At 39.2% G+C, this 20281-nt stretch carries 20 protein-coding genes and 1 pseudogene; 12 read left to right on the top strand and 9 right to left on the bottom strand.

Going from position 1 to position 20281, the window contains the following annotated elements; genetic code table 11:
* The first annotated feature begins 29 nt into the window (after positions 1-29).
* The 3 genes from NSS70_RS17525 to NSS70_RS17515 all read left to right on the top strand — a co-directional run bounded on the left by NSS70_RS17525 (position 30) and on the right by NSS70_RS17515 (position 3494).
* Positions 30-920 carry a DNA-3-methyladenine glycosylase family protein gene (locus NSS70_RS17525; protein WP_340882072.1) on the top strand — a complete coding sequence of 297 codons (891 nt, stop codon included), beginning with the start codon at positions 30-32 and terminating at the stop codon, positions 918-920.
* A complete protein-coding gene (gene rlmD / locus NSS70_RS17520; RefSeq protein ID WP_130156880.1) occupies positions 917-2311 on the top strand; it encodes a 23S rRNA (uracil(1939)-C(5))-methyltransferase RlmD in 1395 nt (464 codons plus the stop codon). Before NSS70_RS17525 ends, rlmD begins: the two co-directional genes overlap by 4 nt.
* A gap of 472 nt (positions 2312-2783) precedes the next feature.
* Positions 2784-3494 (top strand): recombinase zinc beta ribbon domain-containing protein, encoded by a 711-nt coding sequence (locus tag NSS70_RS17515; protein ID WP_340882564.1) that lies wholly within the window; start codon positions 2784-2786, stop codon positions 3492-3494.
* On the opposite strand, the gene NSS70_RS17510 is transcribed toward NSS70_RS17515, so the two are convergent.
* The 5 genes and pseudogenes from NSS70_RS17510 to NSS70_RS17490 form a co-directional block, all read right to left on the bottom strand.
* Entirely contained in the window at positions 3471-5138 is a 1668-nt protein-coding gene (locus tag NSS70_RS17510; protein ID WP_340882070.1) for an IS1634 family transposase, read from the bottom strand. The genes NSS70_RS17515 and NSS70_RS17510 overlap by 24 nt on opposite strands.
* Before the next feature lie 430 nt (positions 5139-5568).
* Positions 5569-5914: pseudogene (locus NSS70_RS17505) on the bottom strand (transposase); the annotation flags it as partial.
* 146 nt (positions 5915-6060) lie between these two features.
* Positions 6061-6537, bottom strand: a complete 477-nt coding sequence (locus tag NSS70_RS17500; RefSeq protein ID WP_066247761.1) for a hypothetical protein — start codon at positions 6535-6537, stop codon at positions 6061-6063.
* A gap of 327 nt (positions 6538-6864) precedes the next feature.
* Positions 6865-7782 (bottom strand): SAR2788 family putative toxin, encoded by a 918-nt coding sequence (locus NSS70_RS17495; RefSeq protein WP_094244484.1) that lies wholly within the window; start codon positions 7780-7782, stop codon positions 6865-6867.
* Between the two features lies 1 nt (position 7783).
* Entirely contained in the window at positions 7784-8608 is an 825-nt protein-coding gene (locus NSS70_RS17490; protein ID WP_157727859.1) for a S8 family serine peptidase, read from the bottom strand.
* Positions 8609-8980: 372 nt separating this feature from the next.
* On the opposite strand from NSS70_RS17490, the gene NSS70_RS20935 reads away from it, so the two are divergent.
* The 4 genes from NSS70_RS20935 to NSS70_RS17475 all read left to right on the top strand — a co-directional run bounded on the left by NSS70_RS20935 (position 8981) and on the right by NSS70_RS17475 (position 10526).
* On the top strand, positions 8981-9115 hold the full coding sequence (locus NSS70_RS20935) for a transposase (RefSeq protein WP_445290589.1): 135 nt from the start codon (positions 8981-8983) through the stop codon (positions 9113-9115).
* On the top strand, positions 9112-9519 hold the full coding sequence (locus NSS70_RS17485) for an IS3 family transposase (RefSeq protein ID WP_340882068.1): 408 nt from the start codon (positions 9112-9114) through the stop codon (positions 9517-9519). Before NSS70_RS20935 ends, NSS70_RS17485 begins: the two co-directional genes overlap by 4 nt.
* A 312-nt stretch (positions 9520-9831) precedes the next feature.
* Positions 9832-10143 carry a nucleotidyltransferase family protein gene (locus NSS70_RS17480; RefSeq protein WP_130158900.1) on the top strand — a complete coding sequence of 104 codons (312 nt, stop codon included), beginning with the start codon at positions 9832-9834 and terminating at the stop codon, positions 10141-10143.
* On the top strand, positions 10131-10526 hold the full coding sequence (locus tag NSS70_RS17475) for an HI0074 family nucleotidyltransferase substrate-binding subunit (RefSeq protein ID WP_340882066.1): 396 nt from the start codon (positions 10131-10133) through the stop codon (positions 10524-10526). Before NSS70_RS17480 ends, NSS70_RS17475 begins: the two co-directional genes overlap by 13 nt.
* A gap of 363 nt (positions 10527-10889) precedes the next feature.
* On the opposite strand, the gene NSS70_RS17470 is transcribed toward NSS70_RS17475, so the two are convergent.
* Entirely contained in the window at positions 10890-11246 is a 357-nt protein-coding gene (locus NSS70_RS17470) for a cupin domain-containing protein (RefSeq protein ID WP_340882065.1), read from the bottom strand.
* Positions 11247-11479: 233 nt separating this feature from the next.
* Here NSS70_RS17470 and NSS70_RS17465 point away from each other — a divergent pair, with 233 nt between their 5' ends.
* Complete coding sequence (locus tag NSS70_RS17465) at positions 11480-12730, top strand: IS4 family transposase (protein ID WP_340882063.1); 1251 nt, start codon at positions 11480-11482, stop codon at positions 12728-12730.
* 151 nt (positions 12731-12881) lie between these two features.
* On the opposite strand, the gene NSS70_RS20930 is transcribed toward NSS70_RS17465, so the two are convergent.
* Together NSS70_RS20930 and NSS70_RS20925 are read right to left on the bottom strand one after the other, a co-directional pair.
* Entirely contained in the window at positions 12882-13247 is a 366-nt protein-coding gene (locus NSS70_RS20930) for a hypothetical protein (RefSeq protein ID WP_445290603.1), read from the bottom strand.
* Between the two features lie 22 nt (positions 13248-13269).
* Positions 13270-13413: a hypothetical protein gene (locus tag NSS70_RS20925; RefSeq protein ID WP_445206390.1), complete on the bottom strand. Its 144-nt coding sequence runs from the start codon at positions 13411-13413 to the stop codon at positions 13270-13272.
* Positions 13414-13946: 533 nt separating this feature from the next.
* On the opposite strand from NSS70_RS20925, the gene NSS70_RS17455 reads away from it, so the two are divergent.
* Both NSS70_RS17455 and NSS70_RS17450 read left to right on the top strand, forming a co-directional pair.
* Positions 13947-14333 carry a hypothetical protein gene (locus NSS70_RS17455; protein WP_339193347.1) on the top strand — a complete coding sequence of 129 codons (387 nt, stop codon included), beginning with the start codon at positions 13947-13949 and terminating at the stop codon, positions 14331-14333.
* Between the two features lie 79 nt (positions 14334-14412).
* Positions 14413-14955: a hypothetical protein gene (locus tag NSS70_RS17450; RefSeq protein ID WP_130158894.1), complete on the top strand. Its 543-nt coding sequence runs from the start codon at positions 14413-14415 to the stop codon at positions 14953-14955.
* A gap of 641 nt (positions 14956-15596) precedes the next feature.
* Here NSS70_RS17450 and NSS70_RS17445 read toward each other — a convergent pair.
* Entirely contained in the window at positions 15597-16826 is a 1230-nt protein-coding gene (locus NSS70_RS17445; protein ID WP_027725928.1) for an IS110 family transposase, read from the bottom strand.
* Positions 16827-17342: 516 nt separating this feature from the next.
* Here NSS70_RS17445 and NSS70_RS17440 point away from each other — a divergent pair.
* A complete protein-coding gene (locus tag NSS70_RS17440; RefSeq protein ID WP_066247764.1) occupies positions 17343-17744 on the top strand; it encodes a hypothetical protein in 402 nt (133 codons plus the stop codon).
* An 82-nt stretch (positions 17745-17826) separates the two neighbouring features.
* Positions 17827-19782, top strand: a complete 1956-nt coding sequence (locus tag NSS70_RS17435; protein WP_340882061.1) for an NEAT domain-containing protein — start codon at positions 17827-17829, stop codon at positions 19780-19782.
* Positions 19783-20281: the final 499 nt, after the last annotated feature.

Below are 20281 nucleotides of genomic sequence, written 5' to 3'. Positions count from 1 at the left end.
GAAAAAATACGATAAAGGTCGGTAAAAACATGTGGAAAGTGACGATAAAAGCGGCGCCGCCGTATGACTTCGACCGCGTGTTAGAGCGCCTTTCACTTGATCCGTTGAACAAGGTGGACGTGCACAAGCGAACCGTCCTTGTTCCTCTTTATAGTGAAAAAGAAGAACCTTTTGTTGCCGCTGTAAAAGCAATCGGATCGAAGGAAAACCCAATATTTGAAATATCAGGGGAACAGGATGAACAAAAAGAACGAGCCATCCATGAGCTGACACGCATATTTCAATGGAAGAATTCGCTTAAAACCATTCAAGATCATTTCCTGCAAACCAACCTTGCTCCGCTTTTTCAAGAGCATGAAGGGACGCCGCTCGTGCTAGATTTTCATCCGTATGCTTGTTTAATGAAATGCATTATTCATCAGCAATTAAATTTATCATTTGCCTATCAGTTGACGACCGCTTTTGTGCAAACTTTTGGTTTTCAAGTAGATAATGTATGGTTTTATCCCAAACCGGAAACAGTAGCCAAATTGAACTATGAGGATTTGCGGGCGCTGAAATTCAGCATGAGAAAAGCGGAATATGTTATTGATACCTCCAGACTGATTGCAGAAGGAGCACTGCCGCTTCAGGCCTTCCATGAATGGAGCGATGATGATATTATGAAAAAATTGGTTCAAGTGCGCGGCATCGGCCCGTGGACGGTGCAAAATTTTCTTTTATTTGGGCTGGGCAGGCCGAATCTGTTTCCTGCTGCTGATATCGGCTTGCAAAATGCGATCAAGCATTATTTTCAACTGGAAAAGAAACCGACAAAAGAAGAAATGGAAAACTACAGCCGCGAGTGGGCTCCTTATTTAAGCTATGCAGCTTTTTATTTATGGCGAAGCATCGAAAAGAGACGGGGAGAAGCGAAATGAAGATAAAAAATAGACCGGCATCTGTGACGATTCAAAAGGGACAGCAATTTCCGCTGACCATTAAGCGGCTTGGCATTAACGGAGAAGGTGTCGGGTATTTTAAGAAACAAGTCGTCTTTGTCCCGGGAGCTTTGCCCGGGGAAGAAGTGGTCGTTCAAGCAGAGAATATCCAACCAAATTATGCAGAAGCCGTTATTAAAAAAATACGGAAAAAATCCCCTCATCGTGTGAAACCGCCCTGCATCTATTATGACCGATGCGGAGGCTGCCAATTGCAGCATTTGCAATATGAACAGCAGCTTGCTGCCAAACGGGACATTGTCATTCAAGCGCTTGAGCGCCATACGAACCTAGAGGTTGACGCCCTCGACATCCGTCCGACAATCGGTATGGACGACCCTTGGCATTACCGCAATAAAAGTCAATTTCAGCTCGGAAATGAAAAACAGCAAGTGATAGCAGGCCTGTATGGTGCGAATTCACACAAGCTTGTTCCAATTCACTCTTGCATGGTCCAGCACCCGCTGACAGATAAAATTACCCAAACGGTAAAACAAGTACTGGAGGATTTTCACATTCCGATTTACCATGAGCGAAAACGGACGGGCATCGTTCGCACAATCGTCGTACGCGCCGGCGTTCAAACGAACCATGTGCAAGTCGTCCTCATTACAAAAGCGGAAGAATTGCCGCGAAAAGAACTGATTGCAGCGGAGATCATGAAGCGCGCGCCGGAAGTAAAATCAGTCATGCAAAATATAAATGGAAGCAAAACATCGCTGATTTTCGGCGACAAAACGGTTTTGTTAAAAGGTGAAGAAGTCATCCAAGAAACATTGGGCGACCTTTCCTTTGAACTTTCCGCCCGCGCTTTTTTCCAGCTTAACCCGGTGCAAACGGTCAAACTTTATGACGAAGTCAAAAAAGCAGCAGGTTTAACAGGAAGCGAAAAAATCGTAGATGCCTATTGCGGCGTCGGCACGATCGGCTTGTGGCTGGCAAAGGATGCAGCAGAAATCAGAGGAATGGATGTCATTGAAGAATCCATCCGCGACGCGAAAAAAAACGCCGAAAAACACGGGATCAAAAATGCAACATATGTCACAGGCAAAGCAGAAACATGGATGCCAAAATGGGCAAAAGAAGGCTGGCGCCCAGATGTTGTCGTCGTCGACCCTCCCCGCACCGGCTGCGACCGAGCGTTTCTCAAAACAATCAAAAAAGTGAAGCCAAAACGATTCGTTTACGTCTCATGCAATCCGTCCACCCTGGCAAAAGACATTCAATTTCTTTCCAGCTTGTACAAAGTCGAATACATCCAGCCCGTCGACATGTTCCCGCACACGGCGCATGTGGAGTGTGTTTCACGGCTAGTGTTAAAAAATGATTGAGCGTGTTTAAACTTTTACACACTAAATCGGCGTAAGCTTGTGGTAAATTTTAACATTTTGGTTGTTATCTACTTCTATCCGTTCAATAAAAGGGAGAAAGAAAGTGTCTGCTGAAAATCAAGTAATTGTATCAAACTCCCACCCTGCCATTATCTTAGAGAAGATTTTGAAGCTGTACAAGTGTATTTGATAATTGAATTTTGAGCCACTCCGATTACATACTTGTGAGTCACTTCGAAATTGGCAAATGGTAAATCTGGAGTGTCTTGACATGGAGCCTCCAGAGGCATGATTTCACTCGAAAGGCGACACATCAAAGTGTTTCGATAGGCAACAAGCCTATCATGCCTCTCACTCCATATCAAGATGGTGTTTTTCGATGGAAATGGAGTGGTTCACGTTTTCATGAGCGAAGTGGCTCAATTTTATGTGAGCAAAAACAACAAGCACAAATGAAAATTAGAAAGAGGACATAACTGCTCCTAAAAAGCATTTATTTACTAATATTGCTTTTTGTGCAGACTGTGGAACAGGCATGTGGTACAGACAAAATCGAAAGGGATATATATGTGGGGGATACGGTAGGCATGGAAGCAAAAAATGTAGTCACCATGCTATTAAAGAAAGTGGCCTTAAATCAATTATCCTTTCTGATCTAAAAAAATACGCAAGGGAAATCAGTAAAGAAGGTTTAATAAAGAAACTAGAACAACAAACGGTGAGAGCCGAGAAAACGACGAACAAAAAGCTAGCTAGCATTGAAAGGGAAATGAAACGGCTAGTTGAAAGAAAAAGTAAATTTCTCAACCTGTTAGCAAATGAAATCATTACTAAAGCTGATTATCAACGGGCTATTGAAGAAATCAATAGAGAATTGAAAAGACTGTCTGCTCAAAAGACTGAATTACAACACTCATTGGAAAGTAAAAATATCCATGAGGAAATTGCTAAGCTAAAAGCCGAGTTAGACAAATACCTTTTGTTCAATGATTTAACAGAGGAAATGCTACACCGATTTGTTAGAAGAATTGAAATAAAAGCAGATGGAACACCGAAAATCTTTTACACCCGAGTTCGACAGTCACTAGGCAAACAAAATGCCTCTCGCCCCTTGATACAAAAGGGATCGGAGGCATTTGGGCACACTTCGGGCGTGTATCTAGGTGCGAGGGTGGATGCCTAGAATCTTTGGAGGAGGTTCCAGCCCTAGAGCCGCAAGGAATAGCGCTTGTTTGGCCGTCAGTTCGGTTCGTTGATAAAGGTCGCCGTTTTTTGAAGAAAAATGTCCAAGCATGAGACGCTCGCATTCGTCTCTTACTTTCGGCCACGATTCATGAGTTCGGATCTCCACGATCCGAACCAGCAAGAGAGCCAGCCAACTGAGCAGCACATGCGCCCGGATACGGTCTTCCAAGCGATGATACATGGGGCGCAGCTCGAGTGTTGATTTCAACGTCCGAAAGGCCTGCTCGATATCCACCAGTTGCTTATACCCGAGCGCGACATCCTCGGCAGACAAGGTGTCATCGGAGGTTCGGATGAGATATTTGCCATCGTACGTTTCCGCTTCACGAACCGCTTGCTTGTCGATGCGAAGCGTTCCATCCTTCAATTGACGCAAGTATTTTCCGTAGGACGGATGGGAACGCAGCCGGCAGGTGGCCTTATGATGAGCTTCATTGGGGAGTTGGCGAAGCCCCTCCAACTCCTCTTTCAGCGATTCGAGCAGCTTTTCCCGTTCCTTGCGTTGGCGTTCGGCTTCGCTGGGATTGTACACGAGAACATAGCGCTGACGCGCTTCTCCGTCGCCCACGATGATTTCTTTGATATGCAAGTTCTCGCGAACTTGTTGGTAGCGCCCGCGACGGTTTAGGGCCTCTTCGACGGCGGTTTTGCCGGACCGCATTTTTTCGCCGACAATGTAGTGTCCCCCGGCCTGTTGCAAGATTCGCAAATTCTCTTCAGACGAAAATCCGCGGTCCATCACGCTGATCACACGCCCAAGCTTCCAGCCAATCAAGTCTTGTTTCACCTGTTTGATGACCGTCATATCCATCGTATTGCCAGGCCATACCCAAGCGCGAATCGGGATTCCTTCCCGGGTGACAGCCAGCCCAATGACGATTTGAACCAAGTCTGGGCGTTTGTCTTTCGAGAATCCTTGTTTTCGAAGCGATTCTCCTTCCGGTGTTTCAGAGGGATCCACTTCGAAGTACGACGAAGTCGTATCGAAGTAAATCAAGTCGACTTCCAAATTCAATAAATCGGCCACAGCATGGAACACTTGACGTTCCAATTCCGGCTGCACGGCCAACAGTTCATCCATCGCCCGGTACAACTGGTGGCTGGCGGCTTGAGAAAGGTGAGGGATATACACGTCTTTCTCCACCCACTCCTCCATCGCCAACTTGCTTGACGGATGAAGGGCACGATTCGCCACCATGGCAAAAATCAGCCGTTCCAACGGAATCTGATGATGTCGGGAGGCAAACAAGGAGTGGAGAATCTCTCCCAATCCCAGTTGTATCCAGAGCTGATCCAAAAGCCAAGTGCCACCAAGGCGTTTGCTTGATTGAAACTGAAAGTCATCCGACACTTCTCCTGTCAACGTCTCGATTTCCCAAGCCTGCTCAGGAGAAAGGAATCGCGAAATGCTTTTGGCCAGACGCTCCAAGACAGCGCGATCCACCTCGTCTTCGCGCCCAAACGAATAAATCACCTTCGCTTTCGCATATTTGGCCTTCGGATCCCATTCGTTGTGAGCAAGCTGGAGATACGCCACGGTCGTTCCATCTTTGTTTTTGCGTGTTACTCGCCGTATGTACATGCCTATATTATAACCGATATTCAGCTGTTTTAAAAGTTAAAATAAACAAGTCGTGTGCCTATGAAATTCAGTGTTTTTTTCTAGGATCCGCATCGCGAAATCTTTGATATAACAGCATTTTGGCCATTTTCATTTGCCTAAAATGGCCTCAAAACTGTCGAACTCGGGTTACAGATTTTCGGCTCTTTCTGCTTAATTTTTCCTCAAAACTATCTGCGACACACATTCAACATGGCTCGAGTTGATAGAATTGATGTCTGCCTAATTTGCCTGTTTGGGAAACATGTCCATGGACCTTTTATTACTATAGAATGTCATTACAATATAATTTACAAAACCAACCATCATCATGAGCAAGATAAACAAAATTATTATTTATTCGATTAAAAAATGGTGTTATTAAGGATTTCCCAAAATGAGGCAAATATAAAATTTCAGTCATTGTGATGTCTTTTTGAAACAAAAGAATGACGGTTGCTCCAAGCGTATCGTTTGAGCACTTATATGGAGCCACGGTTGTTGTTTAAACTCGCCATTAGATCACGTGTCGGATATTTAGGTCACCAAAATCGGTGTGTAACTTACGAGAATAAGAACCATTGCGCGAATTACCTGAGTTAAAGCCGATACGATCGTACTTTTCGAAGTCTAAAAAGAATGTTAGTTCTGTCGCAAGTAACGTATTCACTGCCGTTTCTAAATGCGTACGGAAAACCTCGGTGATATCTTGTTTTTTTGACTAGTGCATCGACAAGCTCTGTTGTAAACTGATTCATAGGGAGATCTCTTTTCTGTGAATTTTTTGCGATAACTCAATTCTATCAAGAAAAGGTCTTCCTTTTTTATCATTCTATTCATTTACACAAAATATTTCATACTCCCAAAAACTTTTTTAAATCATACTCCCTTTAAATATTGTAAGTTAATATTTGTTTTTTAGTTCTTTATAGGCTTTTAATTGTTGCTCCATCATTTCAACAGAATCGTGTTGAATGGCATTTGGATCCTTCTGAAGAAGTCCTTTAAAGTAGCGTTCATATTCTTTAAAGAAAGCTGTAAGAAAATCTTCAAACTCACCTTGAAAGGCGATTTCTGTTGTATTGTCGTATTCACTGTAGGCTTTAATAATAAGCAATTTACCAGTTTTGTTTAAAGTATATTCCATTGCATTTTCATAGGTTTCAAATCCATTAGAAAAAGATGTATGGTTTTCTTTTAATTCCAAAAGAATTTTCCCCATACCTAAAAGCAAGGCGTCATGGAAAGTGGAATTACAAAGTTCTTTTTTTTCCCCATTTTGCTGCACAAAAATAGATAAACGACAGGCTAAATAGTCATCTATATTAAAAGGTTGTCCAATCATTTCATCATATAATTCAACAAAAAAAGATATTTTCATTATAATAACTCCCTCTTTAAATGTTGAGATATCAACGGTTTAACCCGTTTATACCTTATTAAAAAAATATTTTTACTGATATATATTTTAGTATTTTACATTACTTTATTGATTTACAGTTTGAGGATACGCTTCTGCTTGGCAATATCGCTGCCAATTACTAACGTGTTTTCAAGAACTTGATTAATTTTATGGTTTGTACTAAAATTCATATGATAGAGTCCTCTGTATGATGATGGGTCAATGAGCGTTGACACTCATGCATCATACTAGAGGGCTTTTATTTTTTCAAGACCCCGAAAATCCTTCTAACAGGATTGCTCCTTATTATTTAACTTTTATCACACTTTTTCCGGACAACGGGTACGCAGTGACAATCATACCATCTTTATCAACAATGACTTTCATTTTATTTATACCATACTTATTTAGGTTATATTCATAAGATTTATAACCATTAGCTGCTTGACCTTTATAAGTACCTTTTTGTAAAGATTCCATAATAATATTTTTAATTTGAGATTCAGATAAGTTTTTGGGGAATAATGTATCGCCCTTTTTAGCACCTTTGCCCAAAATATGTCCATTCTTTATATGTTTCCATCCTTTGCTAGCATTACCTTCAAATAGAACGCCTCGACTATTGTGCTTTAGAATTTTTCCCATGTTACTGGCAACTTTAATAGATTTTTTCGCAAGACCTTTAATTGCTAAACGAACAACTTGAGAACCTATAATATATGCAACATAAGGAACCGCTGAGGCAGATACAACTGAAGAATCATAAATTGTGATTTCACCAGTTTCTTTATCAATAAACTCTATAATAAAATTTTCATCATCTATAACATTAATATTTAAATCATACTCTTTTTCAATTAAATCCCCATTTTCTTCATATGTAATGTTATACTGGGCAGTATTCTCTTCAGGTTGTATTTCTAAAGTAGTATCCACATCATAGTTATATGTTGAAACTTTACTTTCTATAATAATCCTATCATTCTGAACATTTAAGTTAGAAACTTCTAGTTCAGTATCCTCAGCAGTATTAAACTCTTCTTCAAGTTCTTGGACAATTTCTTCTGTTTCGTCTGCTGCATAGTTAAAAACTTCTTGAATGTTACTTTCTACAGATACAGGAACTTCATTTTCAGAGGTAGCAGCATATACATTACTTGCAGTTGGTCCAATACTTAAAAAACTTAAAGTAAAACATAATGAGATAATCAATAGTTTTTTCATTCTAATCCCCTTTTTTTAATGTTAATAATCCATTTCCGTATTCTGATTGTTTGCCCAAAGGTTTTGCGTAGTCTTTTAAATGCTTGAAATAAGAAGTTCGATCTATTTTTTGCTCGCTTAAGAGTTGTGCAATAATTCCCGTTGCATAAGCTGTTGCATATGATGTTCCATCAAGACTTTTATCTCTCATTTTATTAATTTTTACAGCTTGTACGTTTATACCAGGAGTAACATAGTCAACTTTATTTTTTGCAGCCGTTGGATCTCGTTTTAAGTTTTTGTCAATCGAGCTAATAGATAATACCTCATGATAGCGAGCTGGATAGTCCGCTTCAAATCCAAGGTTATTTCCAGCAGCTGCAACAAAAATAATGTTCTGTTCATAGCCTTTCTTGATTGCCTCGTGTAATGCTGGATCATCCTTTTGAATGCCAAAACTCATATTGATAATATCCACTTCATGCTTTATTGCCCAATCAATTGCAGCAACAATATCTGAAATTGAAGCATTTCCATTTTCATCTAAAACATTAGCATCATAAAAAACAACATTCTTAAATACACCTTCTACAGGATTCAATAAACTTTTTTTGGCGCCAATAATACTTGCAATAGCAGTACCATGACCGTAAGAATCATTTGAACCGTTTCCATTAAAAGTTTCCGCAACTGTCACATTAGCTTTTTCAGCTTGAATACCACTATCAATAAGAGCTATTTTTATAGGGCGTTTACTAGCTGTTCCTTCAATGTTTTGAAAGTCAATTACTTGTAATGCCCAATTTGTTTTATTGGATACGTAAAGTGTATAAGTACCGAATACCAATAAAATACTTGCATTCAGAAGAAATATTTTCTTTATAGATTTCTCCCCCCTATTAAAGGGCTGATATCGTATCTGCACAAAGTCTTATAATTTGAGAAAGGCTAATATTTGGGCGTTATAAATCCTCAGAATCGCAAATACCACCCAGTTGCTTAATTAGAAGATTTTTCTTTTTTTCGTTTAAACAGTAATTCTACAAATTATAATCATATAGAAATATAGCAAATGATTAAATTGTTGTAAATATTATAAATTTACTAAATTTTCGATCGAAGAAATATGCAGACAGTCCTTGATATAACGAGATAAAGAAGTAATCCAATTGGACAGAAAAAGTAGACACAGATTATTATAGTAATAATAGACTAAAAAATGAGGTGTCTACATGACAAAAAAAAAAGGCGGTACGAGGATGACTTTAAGCGTCAGACTGTTCGTTATATTTTGGAGGAAGCGAAATCCGTTGCACAAGTGGCTCGTGAGCTAATACTCTTCATGGCTGGTTGAAAAAATATAAGCAAGAACCTGAAATATCTGAAACCCAAACTTTTCGATCCGAAGACCACGAAGTTCGTGAACTGAAGAAACGTATTCGGATTCTGGAGGATCGAGGGAGTCAATATGCTTCGAATGACTATCAGCGACTTTTACAGGAACATGATTTTCAAGTGAGCATGTCGAGACGTGGGAACTGTTACGATAACGCTTGTATGGAGTCGTTTCATAGCCTCATCAAGAAAGAGTGTATTTATCTGAATCGATTCCGCACGCGAAAAGAAGCGAAACAAGCCATTTTTGAGTACATCGAATGCTTCTACAACCGCAAAAGAAGTCATTCAGCCTTTGGCTATGTATCGCCATGTGAATTTGAAGCTGCATATTACGATAACCAGAGAAAAGTAACTGCATAAATTCAGCTATTTCTCTCTGTTAACGTGTCCGTTTTCTTGACATAACACCAAATCTTCAAGTTCCGATAAACCATATAAAGCTTACCATTTTATAAATTCCAACTGGGGGAAGAAATGGGAAGATATTAATCCAGAGTGGAGAGGAATAATTGAACAGATTATATACGGTAAAAAGGAAAATAATACTTCATATATTGAAGTAGCGGCAACGAAAGATGAAAATTAATACTTCGCTTTATCTTATGGAAATCATTTTTATGATACATTTTATGGTATAATCATTTTCAAATTCAAAAAAGGGTTTGATAAAAAATGGATTTAAATTCGGCTGATCGGGAGCAGATACTGTCGTTTTTGAAAAAAATAATTGTTGAAACATTACATGATCAATCAGTAAAAGTCTATCTGTTTGGTTCGTGGGCTCGTAAAGAGGAAAAGAGGACATCCGATATTGACATCGCTCTTTCTGCAGATTCAGCTATTCCGATTTCTAAGTGGGTGGAACTTCGTGAACGAATAGAGGAATCGCCATTACCGTACAGAGTAGATCTTGTCGATTTATCTAAAGCCGATCAGGCTATGAAAGAAAAAGTGAAAAAGGAAGGAATTTTATGGAACGGTTAAAGGAACGTATTCAACTTGCTTTAAAAGCTCTTCGTGCTTTCCAAGAGGTTTTGCTCCTAGAGAATCCAACGGAAGTTGAACGGGATGCAGCTATTCAGCGATTTGTGTTTAGTTTTGAAGCTTGTTGGAAAGCAGTAAAACAATTTTTATATGATAAAGAAGGAATTGATGTCGGTTCACCTAAAGGAGTAATTCGTTCAAGCAGGGAAATTGGAATTTTATCTGATGAGGAAACGATCATTGCATTAAAAATGGTAGATGATCGGAATTTGACAGTTCATACATACAATGAAGAGCTAGCTGTTGAAATTTTTGGCAATCTCCATAAATACTATCAACTTCTCTATAACTGGATTATCCGTATAGAGAAGAGAGAATATTAAATATAGTTGGAAGAGTAAAATTCCGTTAACGATGTATCGTTATTTTTTAAGATTGGCATTTGCAGTTCGCCCACTCAATTTTCTACGCCTGGGAAGAATTATGAACATCGTTTTATATTGAACAGATTTTCCCTATCTTTTCTCAAACAATCGATTGTTTATCGTCAATACCGAATACATGCATTCGGTATTGACTTGTGTAAATGAAATTTGCTTCATCGGTATCGACGGTATTCGGGAGAAAAGCGGAAAAACGGCTTTACCGGCCGGGTCTGAAGGATCGGCTGACAATAAGGATCCGGTTTTTGCTTTATTTTGTTTTTTGATTAAGCCAATTCCCGATTTCAGCCGTCGGTTCCACATTCACTTTATCATTCCCCGGGGGCGCTTTAATAAAAAAATAACTGTGCCGGGTTGTGACCGTTGAGCATATTTAATGCCTGGGGGAGTTACATAGAAATCGCCTTTTTGAAAGGTGTACAGTTCTCCTGTTTCCACATCGAAATATTCCGTTTTTCCGCTGATAATGTATTGATATTCATAAGATTGCGTGTGGTAATGCGGCAATTCACCCTTAAAATCACCGTATGAAGTGATTCCGATTTCCAGTTTGTCGCCTTCTATATATGGAAGTGTTTGCGGGCGTGATAATTGGCCGACAAAATATTGCCTTGTCGTCTTTTCGGGCGATTTCTTAATTTGTTCGCTTATTTCCTTCACGAATTGACAAAGTTTTCCCCCCTCTTTTTTGATAGTTCTAATGTTTCTTTTGTTTTTGGCGCCTGTTTCTCAGTTTAAACTTCTTTCTTCGAATATCAGTAGCATTGCATTAAGTTAATTTTAATTTGTCAAGCCCAATTTTATGTTAAATTTCATCTTTTTGGATATAAAAAAACTCCTTATAATTAGGATTGGCAGTCCTATCCAAATCCTAAGAATAAGGAGAAACCATTATGGATAAGAATACCACAGAATCCACAATAAATGAACTATTTAAAGAGATCGATCCAATAACTTTTTCAAAACTAATTAATGTGATTGACGTTGACAAATACATTAAAAAATTAACGGCGTATAAGTTTTTACAACTTTGTATCATCGCTCAGTTAAACGAATTGGAAAGCTTAACAAAATTGGCCAAACATTTGAAAGACAAGGAAGAGTTGCAGACATATCTGGAATTTGATGCAATTAGTACTTCGCAACTTTCTCGCAAATTAGGCCAATTATCCCCTCAACTGTTTGAAAAAGTATTTAAATATCTGGTCTTAAAGATCCAAGGGCAAATGAAAAATGCCCCGATCATCCGAAACATTGGTCGTCTTCTGGTCATTGATTCTACCACGATGAGCATGAGTTTGAGCCAATATCCATGGGCAACTTTTCGTAAGACAAAGGCTGGTGTTCGACTCCATTTAAAGGTTGTTGTAACGAAGGATATCACTGTTCCGGATCAAGGGATTATCTTACCCGCGAAACATGCCGATCGCACACAGATGGACGAACTCATTGAAATCGATCCAAATGCGATTTACTTGTTTGATCGAGGGTATGTCGATTACAAACAGTTCGACCGCTTATGCCGAGAAGGGGTGCGATTCATTACCCGGCTTAAAAAGAACGCAGAGATTGAAGTTTTATCGGAACGGATTCCCAATCCAGAACGTTTGATTTATAGGGATCAGATTGTCATTTTAGGAAATGACCGTAATCATACCAAAATGACTCATCCTCTCCGATTGATCGAAACGGTCGACAGCGAAGGGAATCCCGTGATCATCATAACCAATTGCTTTGATCTTTCTGCGGAAGAGATTGCAGATTTATACCGATATCGCTGGAAGATAGAGACCTTCTTTAAATGGATGAAACAGCACCTTAAGATAAAAAGATTTTATGGAAAAAGTCAAAATGCCGTTTACAATCAAATTTGGATCGCCCTAATCACCTATTGCTTACAGGCCATGCTCCAATTAAAAGTGAATCACGATGGTCCTTTATTAGAGATCAAGCGAACTTTACAGAATCTGCTTTTTAAAGGTTTTGACTGTTTTGTTCGCTCCCTTTTTAAAAAGCCAATTCGAACGTCCAACGGTCGGAAAAAATACGATTGGGAAAAAGATTTTGAAACCATCGTGTACCAATTTGAAGAAGGGGAGGTGGAACACCTAGACGATTTAGTTTATGATCCAATGTTTCTGTAATATATTACCAAATTGTGGAAATGGACTGCCGATTAAGACGTCATTGTCCTTTTAAGCTTGCTTAGAAAGATTGTATGTCTGAATATTCAGTTACATGAAATAACTGGAATTTTTATTGAGCTTGACAAACATTAAATTTTTTTATGCAACGCTACTGTTCGAATATGAAAAAAGGGACGAATGCAAAAATCTCGTCCAGTAGGAGTTGCTCTGATACACTTATTATTATCTTCAAAAAGCAAACAAAGATCCCCTTATGCCACTCGTAACTGGTTTTTTTAATGGAATCTAGTAGCATTCCTCGTTGGGCTTCGTAATAAATAAACTCAATGAGATTGTGAATTTTTCTCGATCTCACACTCGCAAGACCGGTTGAAAAATCACTTGAATGTTCTGTCATGCAATAGATATACGTAAATTGTACGATGGCCCAAAATCGTTTAATGGCTCGCTCATGTCGGATTCGATATCGATCGAAACCTAATGTTTCTTTCGTTTGCCGAAAGTAGCTTTCGATCGACCAGCGTTTCGCATAGTATTCAAGAATAGCCTAATCGCTCAGTTTTTGTGTCTGTACTTAAAAAACAACGCAAATGCTCGCTCGTCATCGGTTGATCGGTTTTCCAACAAAAAAATACCACCGCATTTGGAATGTCGTTCAATGCCCCTTCGTAGCGATACATTCGATACGTTTCGCCTCCCACGGTCACGAGGTGGGTATCGGAAATGACTCAAACGTCGTTCGGTGTTTCGGATGGTAACTCAACTGATGGAGATCCGTCAGAGTACCAGAACATCCTTTTGTGAGCATTCCATCTATGAGGTGGACGAGATGGTTCATCACAGACTTGGAATAATAACGTTTTAATCCGAGAGAAAATCATGTATTGTAAATTTCTTGATGATGTGCTAATCGTATCTATACGAGAGACATGAACCTCCTTGTTTGGGTAGTTTGATAGCACATCTATTCTAACCAAGGAATCGGTTCATGTCTCTTTTTATGTTTATTTGTAAATTTATGTTAGTAAATTTGCTCAAGTACAGTTTGAAAAAATATAAATTTCAAGTGAAGCGGAAGAAGATGGGGTTTTTCAAGAAAATAAATTCAATGTGAGTGTTCTTGAGTCTGAAGGGATTCTTTTATTGCAATATTCACCGATCTAAAGACAGGTGAACAATACGAATATAACACTACTAATTACAGGCTTCTGCTGTGCCGTATTTTGTTTACTTACTCGGAGGTGCTGTTTTAAGATATACTATTAAAAAAATAGGTAGTAAAACCGTTTTACAAATTGGAAAAAAGACTTTCCTGAAAAAGTCAAGCAGTGCAGCAAAAAACGCAGTGAAAACATTTAGGAACGTTTCTTATAACGTTGGTGGTGGAAAAAAAGTAATTTTTACAAAAGCCAAGATGGAACATATCCTGAAGAATCACCATCCAAGATATTGGACTGGAAAAAAGAATAAAGACTTTTTTGATCCGGATTTTACAGTTAATGATATTAAAAATATAGTAGCAAATGTTATAAATTCTAATAAATCAAAAATAAGTTCTGCACTTAAGAAAAAACGAGGAGTAAATGTTACAAAAAAATAAGGGGAGTAACATATGAAGTAAGAATAAATTCTAATGGCTATGTATCTACAGCATTTCCGAGAAAATGAGGAGAACAGGTATGATTGAAAATGACGTTATGATAAAAACTTTCGTATATAATTACAGCCATGAACTTGAGGAATATTATACGGTAAAAAAGACTAAATTTTTGTCGATTGATGACCCTCTGGCCGGGATTGCCGCCAAGAAAATATTGGAAGAGAATAACTTGGATTACCTGGCAGGCTATATATTTTTAAGTTATGATGGAAAGCCTGTTTTCACGGAGGAAAGAACGGAAACCGAATGTTTGTTAACAACGTGGCTGGATTTGGCAAGAATTTTAAGAGAGGAAGAAGATAAAGAATTTGAAATATGCTTCCTTGATAATGCCGATGGGAATGCCATAATCAAAAAAGAAGCCGGCAATTATGTAATTACATTACAAAAGAGAAAACAAGGACCGGCGGATACATTTACAATACCAGCGGAAAAATTAAAGGAGGCAGTCCGCAAAAATTTTGTCAAGTTTATCGGGTTTTGCCGGCAGTCGAATCTTGTTTTCTCAAAAGAAAGCCTATATTCAAACGCTTTGGAAGAATACGAAAAGATCAAAGGATGAAGGCAGGAAGTGTTTCTTCACTTTCCAAAAGACAACAGCATAAAAGTAAGGTTTTGAAAAAATCTATCCAAAAAGACATCGCTCCCAAAATAATACATGATTTTATGTATCATCAGAAGAATTGAAAAACCCTGAAATCCTTGCATACAATGGATCTCAGGGTTTTTAAAGTGTAATGGAACACTTGGGTATTTAAGCCCGGTGGAGTACAAAGAGAAACACCTCAAAAAAATTGTCTAGTTTAGTGTTGACATACCAATACAAAAAAAGTTGACAATTATACATGTAAATGGTAAAACTATACTTGATAGGCAAACATTTTATTTACTACATCAAGATGCCACTCATTATGCAGGGCATTTTTTTTCGCGCACCATTGATAATGATTATCATTATTGAAACGAAATCATAATCAATGGTGTTTTTTTACGCCATATATTGAGAATGATTATCGTTTCCATTAAATGCCCTGGCATATAAAAACATAAAGTCCTGCGGTAATATGTCAAGGTGAAAAATCATAGAAATTGGAAATTCCCTTGTCCGATGATCCGAAAAAAGGCAATACTGAAGAAACCCAGTATTGGTACATGTAATAAACTGGGTCTAAAGGTTGATATTGGTATACCAGATCGATCCTCTTATCGATCTTCCCCCTTTCTTGGCGTGTAGATTTGACCGTTGCGTAGCAGCGCATCGATCACACGCACGAGTTTTCTAGCGGTGAGGACGAGGGCTCGTTTATGTTGGTGTTTGGGCACTTCCTCATACTTCTTCCGGTAGTACGCACGAAACGTCGCATCATGCCGTTGCACCGAGTTGGCAGCCTCCACTAGGTAGTAACGGAGATAGCGATTGCCGGAACGAATGAGGGAGGTGTCCTCGGCTTGAAAACGGCCCGATTGGTGCTTGGACCATGTCAAGCCGGCATATTTTGCCAAGGCGGCCTGGTTGTGAAACCGCTCGATTTGCCCGATTTCGGCCAGGATGCCTGCGGTATAAACCGGTCCGATGCCTGGGATGGTTTGCAGTGTGTTCGGAATGCCTTCAAGATGGCGGGTAATGGCTTTATCGAGCTCTTTGAGCTGCGATTGCAGGCTGCGGATTGATTGAATCGACAGCCCTAACAGCAAGTCGATGGAATCCTCGACACACTTGGACAACCGATACGACGAACGGGCCGCCTTTTGAATCGACTTGGCGATGCATTCCGGATCGGCAAAGCGATTGCGCCCTTTTTGGCGCAGGAAGTCGGCCAACTGCTTGACATCCATTTGGCAGATGTCATCGAGGCTCCACGACTCAAGCAGCAGTTCGAGAATGGCATGTCCGAAGATCGAACTGTCCACCTCTTGGGTAAAGGAACTGCATTTGTAAAACAAGTGCTGGAGAAAATACTGTTTCTCACGGGTTAACTGGTGGACGAGATGATATCGCATGCGTGTCAGTCGCTGAAGCGCGAGAAACTGCTCCTTGAGGACAGCCGTCATCTTCAGACGGCCGAAGCGAAGCCGATCCGCAATGATCCAAGCATCGATGTCATCCGTTTTCTCCAAGTCGACATAGGCTTCTTTAAACTTGCGAATGAGCTTTGGATTGATCGTAAACACCTTGACGTTCCAAGCCTGCAAGGCCTCCTGCTGGTGGAAAAACATAGCTGGATGCCAACTGTAGACCGAGGTGGCTTCCATCCCGATCAGAATTTCGGTTGGCTTTCGCTTGTTAGCCCACAGGAGGATTTGATCCCGAAGGAAGGTGGCGCCCAGAAGATGATTATCCACTTTGAAGCGTGCGCACGTATTTCCTTCATGATCCATAATGCAGGTGGCTAAGTCGCGTGAGCTCACGTCGATCCCGACGTAGAGTTTCATGAGATCACCTCCTATTGTTGTAGGATCGAGGGGTTGGACTCTTCGGGATGCCCCCGGATCGCGCCTGTTGACCAGTCACCCTCGCATATGAGAACTCACGTTGGACCATGGGCTGCCCTGGAAGCTGCTCCTTCCAGCATGGGGAAAACCAACGGGAACAGCCTGCGGGTTAGACGTCCAAACAGGAGCCGGGGAGACAGACTTTACAAGTAGTCGAAGCTACAGGAGTGAGAAGAGTATCCCCGATGATCCTAAGACCATTATCCAGGAACATTGCGAAAAGTCCAACCCCGGTACGCTGAACCCTTTGTGGGAGGGGCGCGCCCCTCCCACAAAGGCAACCACCCAAGATATGCGATTGTCAAGGAGCGTATCGGACTGGAAATTCGATAAAAAAACTTTCTGAAACTTAGTATACGAGGAGGGAGGAGTAAGTAAACGCAATTGATTTAATAAGTAATGGCAGGGTTTATGAGAATGGATGTAATACCAAGAAATGAAGGAGAATGGTAGAGAATGATTCAAACTAATCTAAGCTATAAAAGAACTGTTGCGATGTTCATAAGTGTATTATTGCTATCCATAGCGATTGCTGTATCTGTATCTGCCGCAACATTAAATTATCAGTTTTTAGATTCTAATGGGAATTATTCTAGTCACGCGAGTTCGTTTATTGTTGGTGATGCCGTTATCGATGGTAATTCTGCAACTATTACATTGAAGGATGCTAGTTATATTGGTGATTTATTAGTATGGGATGGCAGTGATTATGTTTCCGCCAATCGGACAGTTGATGCGGATGGAAATGTTCAATTTACTTTTGACGTCTATGATTTCGATGTAAATTTAGCTGTTCAATTATATGTAAACGCTGGTCCGCATAGTGGATATATTCCTCTATTTATTCAATGGCTTTGATATTTTCAGAATATTTGGAGAGTGGCGGGGTTTTTCCATTCACTCTCCATTGGAAAAATTTTGTGATTAGGGAGAGATCAGCTTGAAGAGGAAAAGTAGGTTATTATGGATAGGTATTGCAATATTCCTGTTGACTTTATCACCTATCCTTCCAATATTTCATAATGTTCATGCGGAAGGGGCAGGATTAGTAAATGGAACATATGAAGGAGTTGATTATCGTTATTTAAAAGATGGAACTGCGGAAACATCAGCAGCTCATGGTTATTTGTATGTTGCTAATTCAGGAAGATTGATTATAGAAGATGATACGATAATATTTGAGCATGAAATTACAGCAGTAAACAAAGATTATTTACCTTATATTGGTTATCGACTGCCAGGTAAGCCAAAGGCTGTTATTTCAGGTGATAACATATCTGGTATGGATGGGTATCAGCAAGTTCAGCCAGAACGAAAAGATAATGGGAATTATGTGATTCGTTATAAAATGGAGGATGTAACAAAAGCTTTAGATATTTTAATGCATGTGCATATGGAAAATGTCCCTGGTATGCCTGGTGGCATATATGATAATTGGTACAATGTTCAATTACAATTAGATACAAGTACTCTACCGATTGATGTTGAAACGGATAAATCTGAATTGGAAAAAGTGCTTGAGGAGGCAAGACACCTCTTTAATACAGTGCATCCTAGAGGGACTTTGATTCCATATGTTTATTCTGAAGGAGAACATGGCTATGCTGTCCCCGAAATTCAAAGAAGGCTTGCCAACGCTGAAAACGTTTATAATAATCCAAATGCTACACAAACAGAGGTTGATGCAGCAATAGAAAGTCTAAAATTTGCAATGGATTCTGTAAAGAGGGATCAATTCTTTAAGATAGAGCCTTTAAGATTTAGAGTTTTAAACTCTATTGGTGATGATGCAGAACTGTCCGAGCATGCAGGTGATTTCGGCGAAGAAACAACAGCAGTATTAAAGCAATTTGGAACATATCAAACTGTTGCTAATATTCCTGTTCATTTACCAAAAGAAACTTTACAAATTTATAAAGCCGCAGATACTGCAAATGGCGGTTTTTCAAGTGCTATGTCTAAAGTGTATTTTGTAGAAGCGAAAAATGATACTAATATTTATCAAATAAACATTAGGCACAAGGATGCTGGAGACGATGTTTGGAAAGGCATTTCTTATGTGAAATATAATACGGATGGTGTGGAAAAAGAAGTATATTTAAACTTTAATGTCAATATCCAAGAAGACTTAAAAGATTTCGTTGAACTTGCAAAGAAAATCGATCCAAGTAAATTGGAAGCTGATGGGGAGCATGTGAATACTTTTCAAACGTCACTTAATGAAGCTGAGAAGGTTAGTAACAAATTAGCCGCAACAAGAGTGGAAATTTTATCTGCTACGCAAGCATTGAAAGAAGCAGTAACAAATATTCTAAAAACGAAACACTATGATGCAGGCACATATGTTCTCAGTTTAGCAGATTTTGGAGCGGATTTTGCGAATTTTGTTGAAAAAAGCCATTTAATTGTTGATGAAAATGGTCAATTAAGCTTACAAATCATTCCGAAAGCTAATGTCGAAGTTAGCTTACAAAATCAAGAAACGGGTGAGGAAATAGCAGCTGATTCTTCACATATTTTTAAAGATATTGATCCATCCATACCGTATACTATAGAGATTTCAAATAATGGGGAAACTGCTGCTTACTCTGTATATTTTGCGCTTATCACAGCCGAATTGTTAGCAGAGCCTGAACAGCCGGGAGGAAATCCTGAGCAACCAGCAGAACCTGAACAGCCGGGAGAAGATCCTGAGCAACCAGCAGAACCTGAACAGCCGGAAGAAAAAATCGGACAACCAACAAAATCTGAACAGTTAGCAGAAGAAAAGAAGGAACTAGAAGGTAAAAAATTGCCAAATACAGCTACCAATCAATTTAATTTCCTACTGATTGGCATTATTTTACTTGGAATGGGGAGTATATGTTTTGCTGTTGTAAGAAAAAAATATAACTAAAAAGAGAATGCCAAGTGAAGATACAAAAAATTGATAGCCTCTCCTTGCAATGGTCTAGTCCAAAAAAAGTAGAAATGAAGAAAAATCCCGGAAGTAATTGTCTTATTTAGAGGTAATTGCTTCCTTTTTTCTTGCCAATATAGGCAAGGGTATTAGATGTTATACGGGATTAACTGTTGTAAGCATACTTTTCCGCGTTTGCATCAAAGAACAGGTCCTTAGGGTTATCAAAATTTCAAAAAAAGACAGCATTTTTAACTACAATCGGCATCCTCCTAACAAAAAATCCTCAATTATGAAAGCGCAATATAAACAATTTCCATTACCTAGATTTTTTTACAAAAAATAAGTTATATGCACCATAAAATGTAACATAAAAACCACAAATAACCAATTTTAGAATTCCGAATTACTGGTTAAATGGAATTGTATGCCATCAATTGTTTTTAGAAAAAATCATAGGTTCGAGATAATTTTGGGCAAAAAGTACTGTGTGAAA

Origin of the sequence: Aeribacillus sp. FSL K6-2848 (assembly GCF_038004325.1) — a bacterium.
In the GTDB taxonomy this organism is placed as follows: domain Bacteria; phylum Bacillota; class Bacilli; order Bacillales; family Aeribacillaceae; genus Aeribacillus; species Aeribacillus composti.
The sequence above is the reverse complement of the archived record's forward strand: the minus strand, read 5'-3'. Positions and strand labels throughout refer to the sequence as shown.

Coding starts and splice junctions, on each gene's coding strand:
- NSS70_RS17525 (WP_340882072.1), top strand. CDS start 30: ATGTGGAAAGTGACGATAAAAGCGGCGCCGCCGTATGACTTCGACCGC.
- rlmD (WP_130156880.1), top strand. CDS start 917: ATGAAGATAAAAAATAGACCGGCATCTGTGACGATTCAAAAGGGACAG.
- NSS70_RS17510 (WP_340882070.1), bottom strand. CDS start 5,138: ATGTACATACGGCGAGTAACACGCAAAAACAAAGATGGAACGACCGTG.
- NSS70_RS17500 (WP_066247761.1), bottom strand. CDS start 6,537: ATGAAAATATCTTTTTTTGTTGAATTATATGATGAAATGATTGGACAA.
- NSS70_RS17495 (WP_094244484.1), bottom strand. CDS start 7,782: ATGAAAAAACTATTGATTATCTCATTATGTTTTACTTTAAGTTTTTTA.
- NSS70_RS20935 (WP_445290589.1), top strand. CDS start 8,981: ATGAGGTGTCTACATGACAAAAAAAAAAGGCGGTACGAGGATGACTTT.
- NSS70_RS17480 (WP_130158900.1), top strand. CDS start 9,832: ATGGATTTAAATTCGGCTGATCGGGAGCAGATACTGTCGTTTTTGAAA.
- NSS70_RS17475 (WP_340882066.1), top strand. CDS start 10,131: ATGGAACGGTTAAAGGAACGTATTCAACTTGCTTTAAAAGCTCTTCGT.
- NSS70_RS17465 (WP_340882063.1), top strand. CDS start 11,480: ATGGATAAGAATACCACAGAATCCACAATAAATGAACTATTTAAAGAG.
- NSS70_RS20925 (WP_445206390.1), bottom strand. CDS start 13,413: ATGTATCGCTACGAAGGGGCATTGAACGACATTCCAAATGCGGTGGTA.
- NSS70_RS17450 (WP_130158894.1), top strand. CDS start 14,413: ATGATTGAAAATGACGTTATGATAAAAACTTTCGTATATAATTACAGC.
- NSS70_RS17445 (WP_027725928.1), bottom strand. CDS start 16,826: ATGAAACTCTACGTCGGGATCGACGTGAGCTCACGCGACTTAGCCACC.
- NSS70_RS17440 (WP_066247764.1), top strand. CDS start 17,343: ATGATTCAAACTAATCTAAGCTATAAAAGAACTGTTGCGATGTTCATA.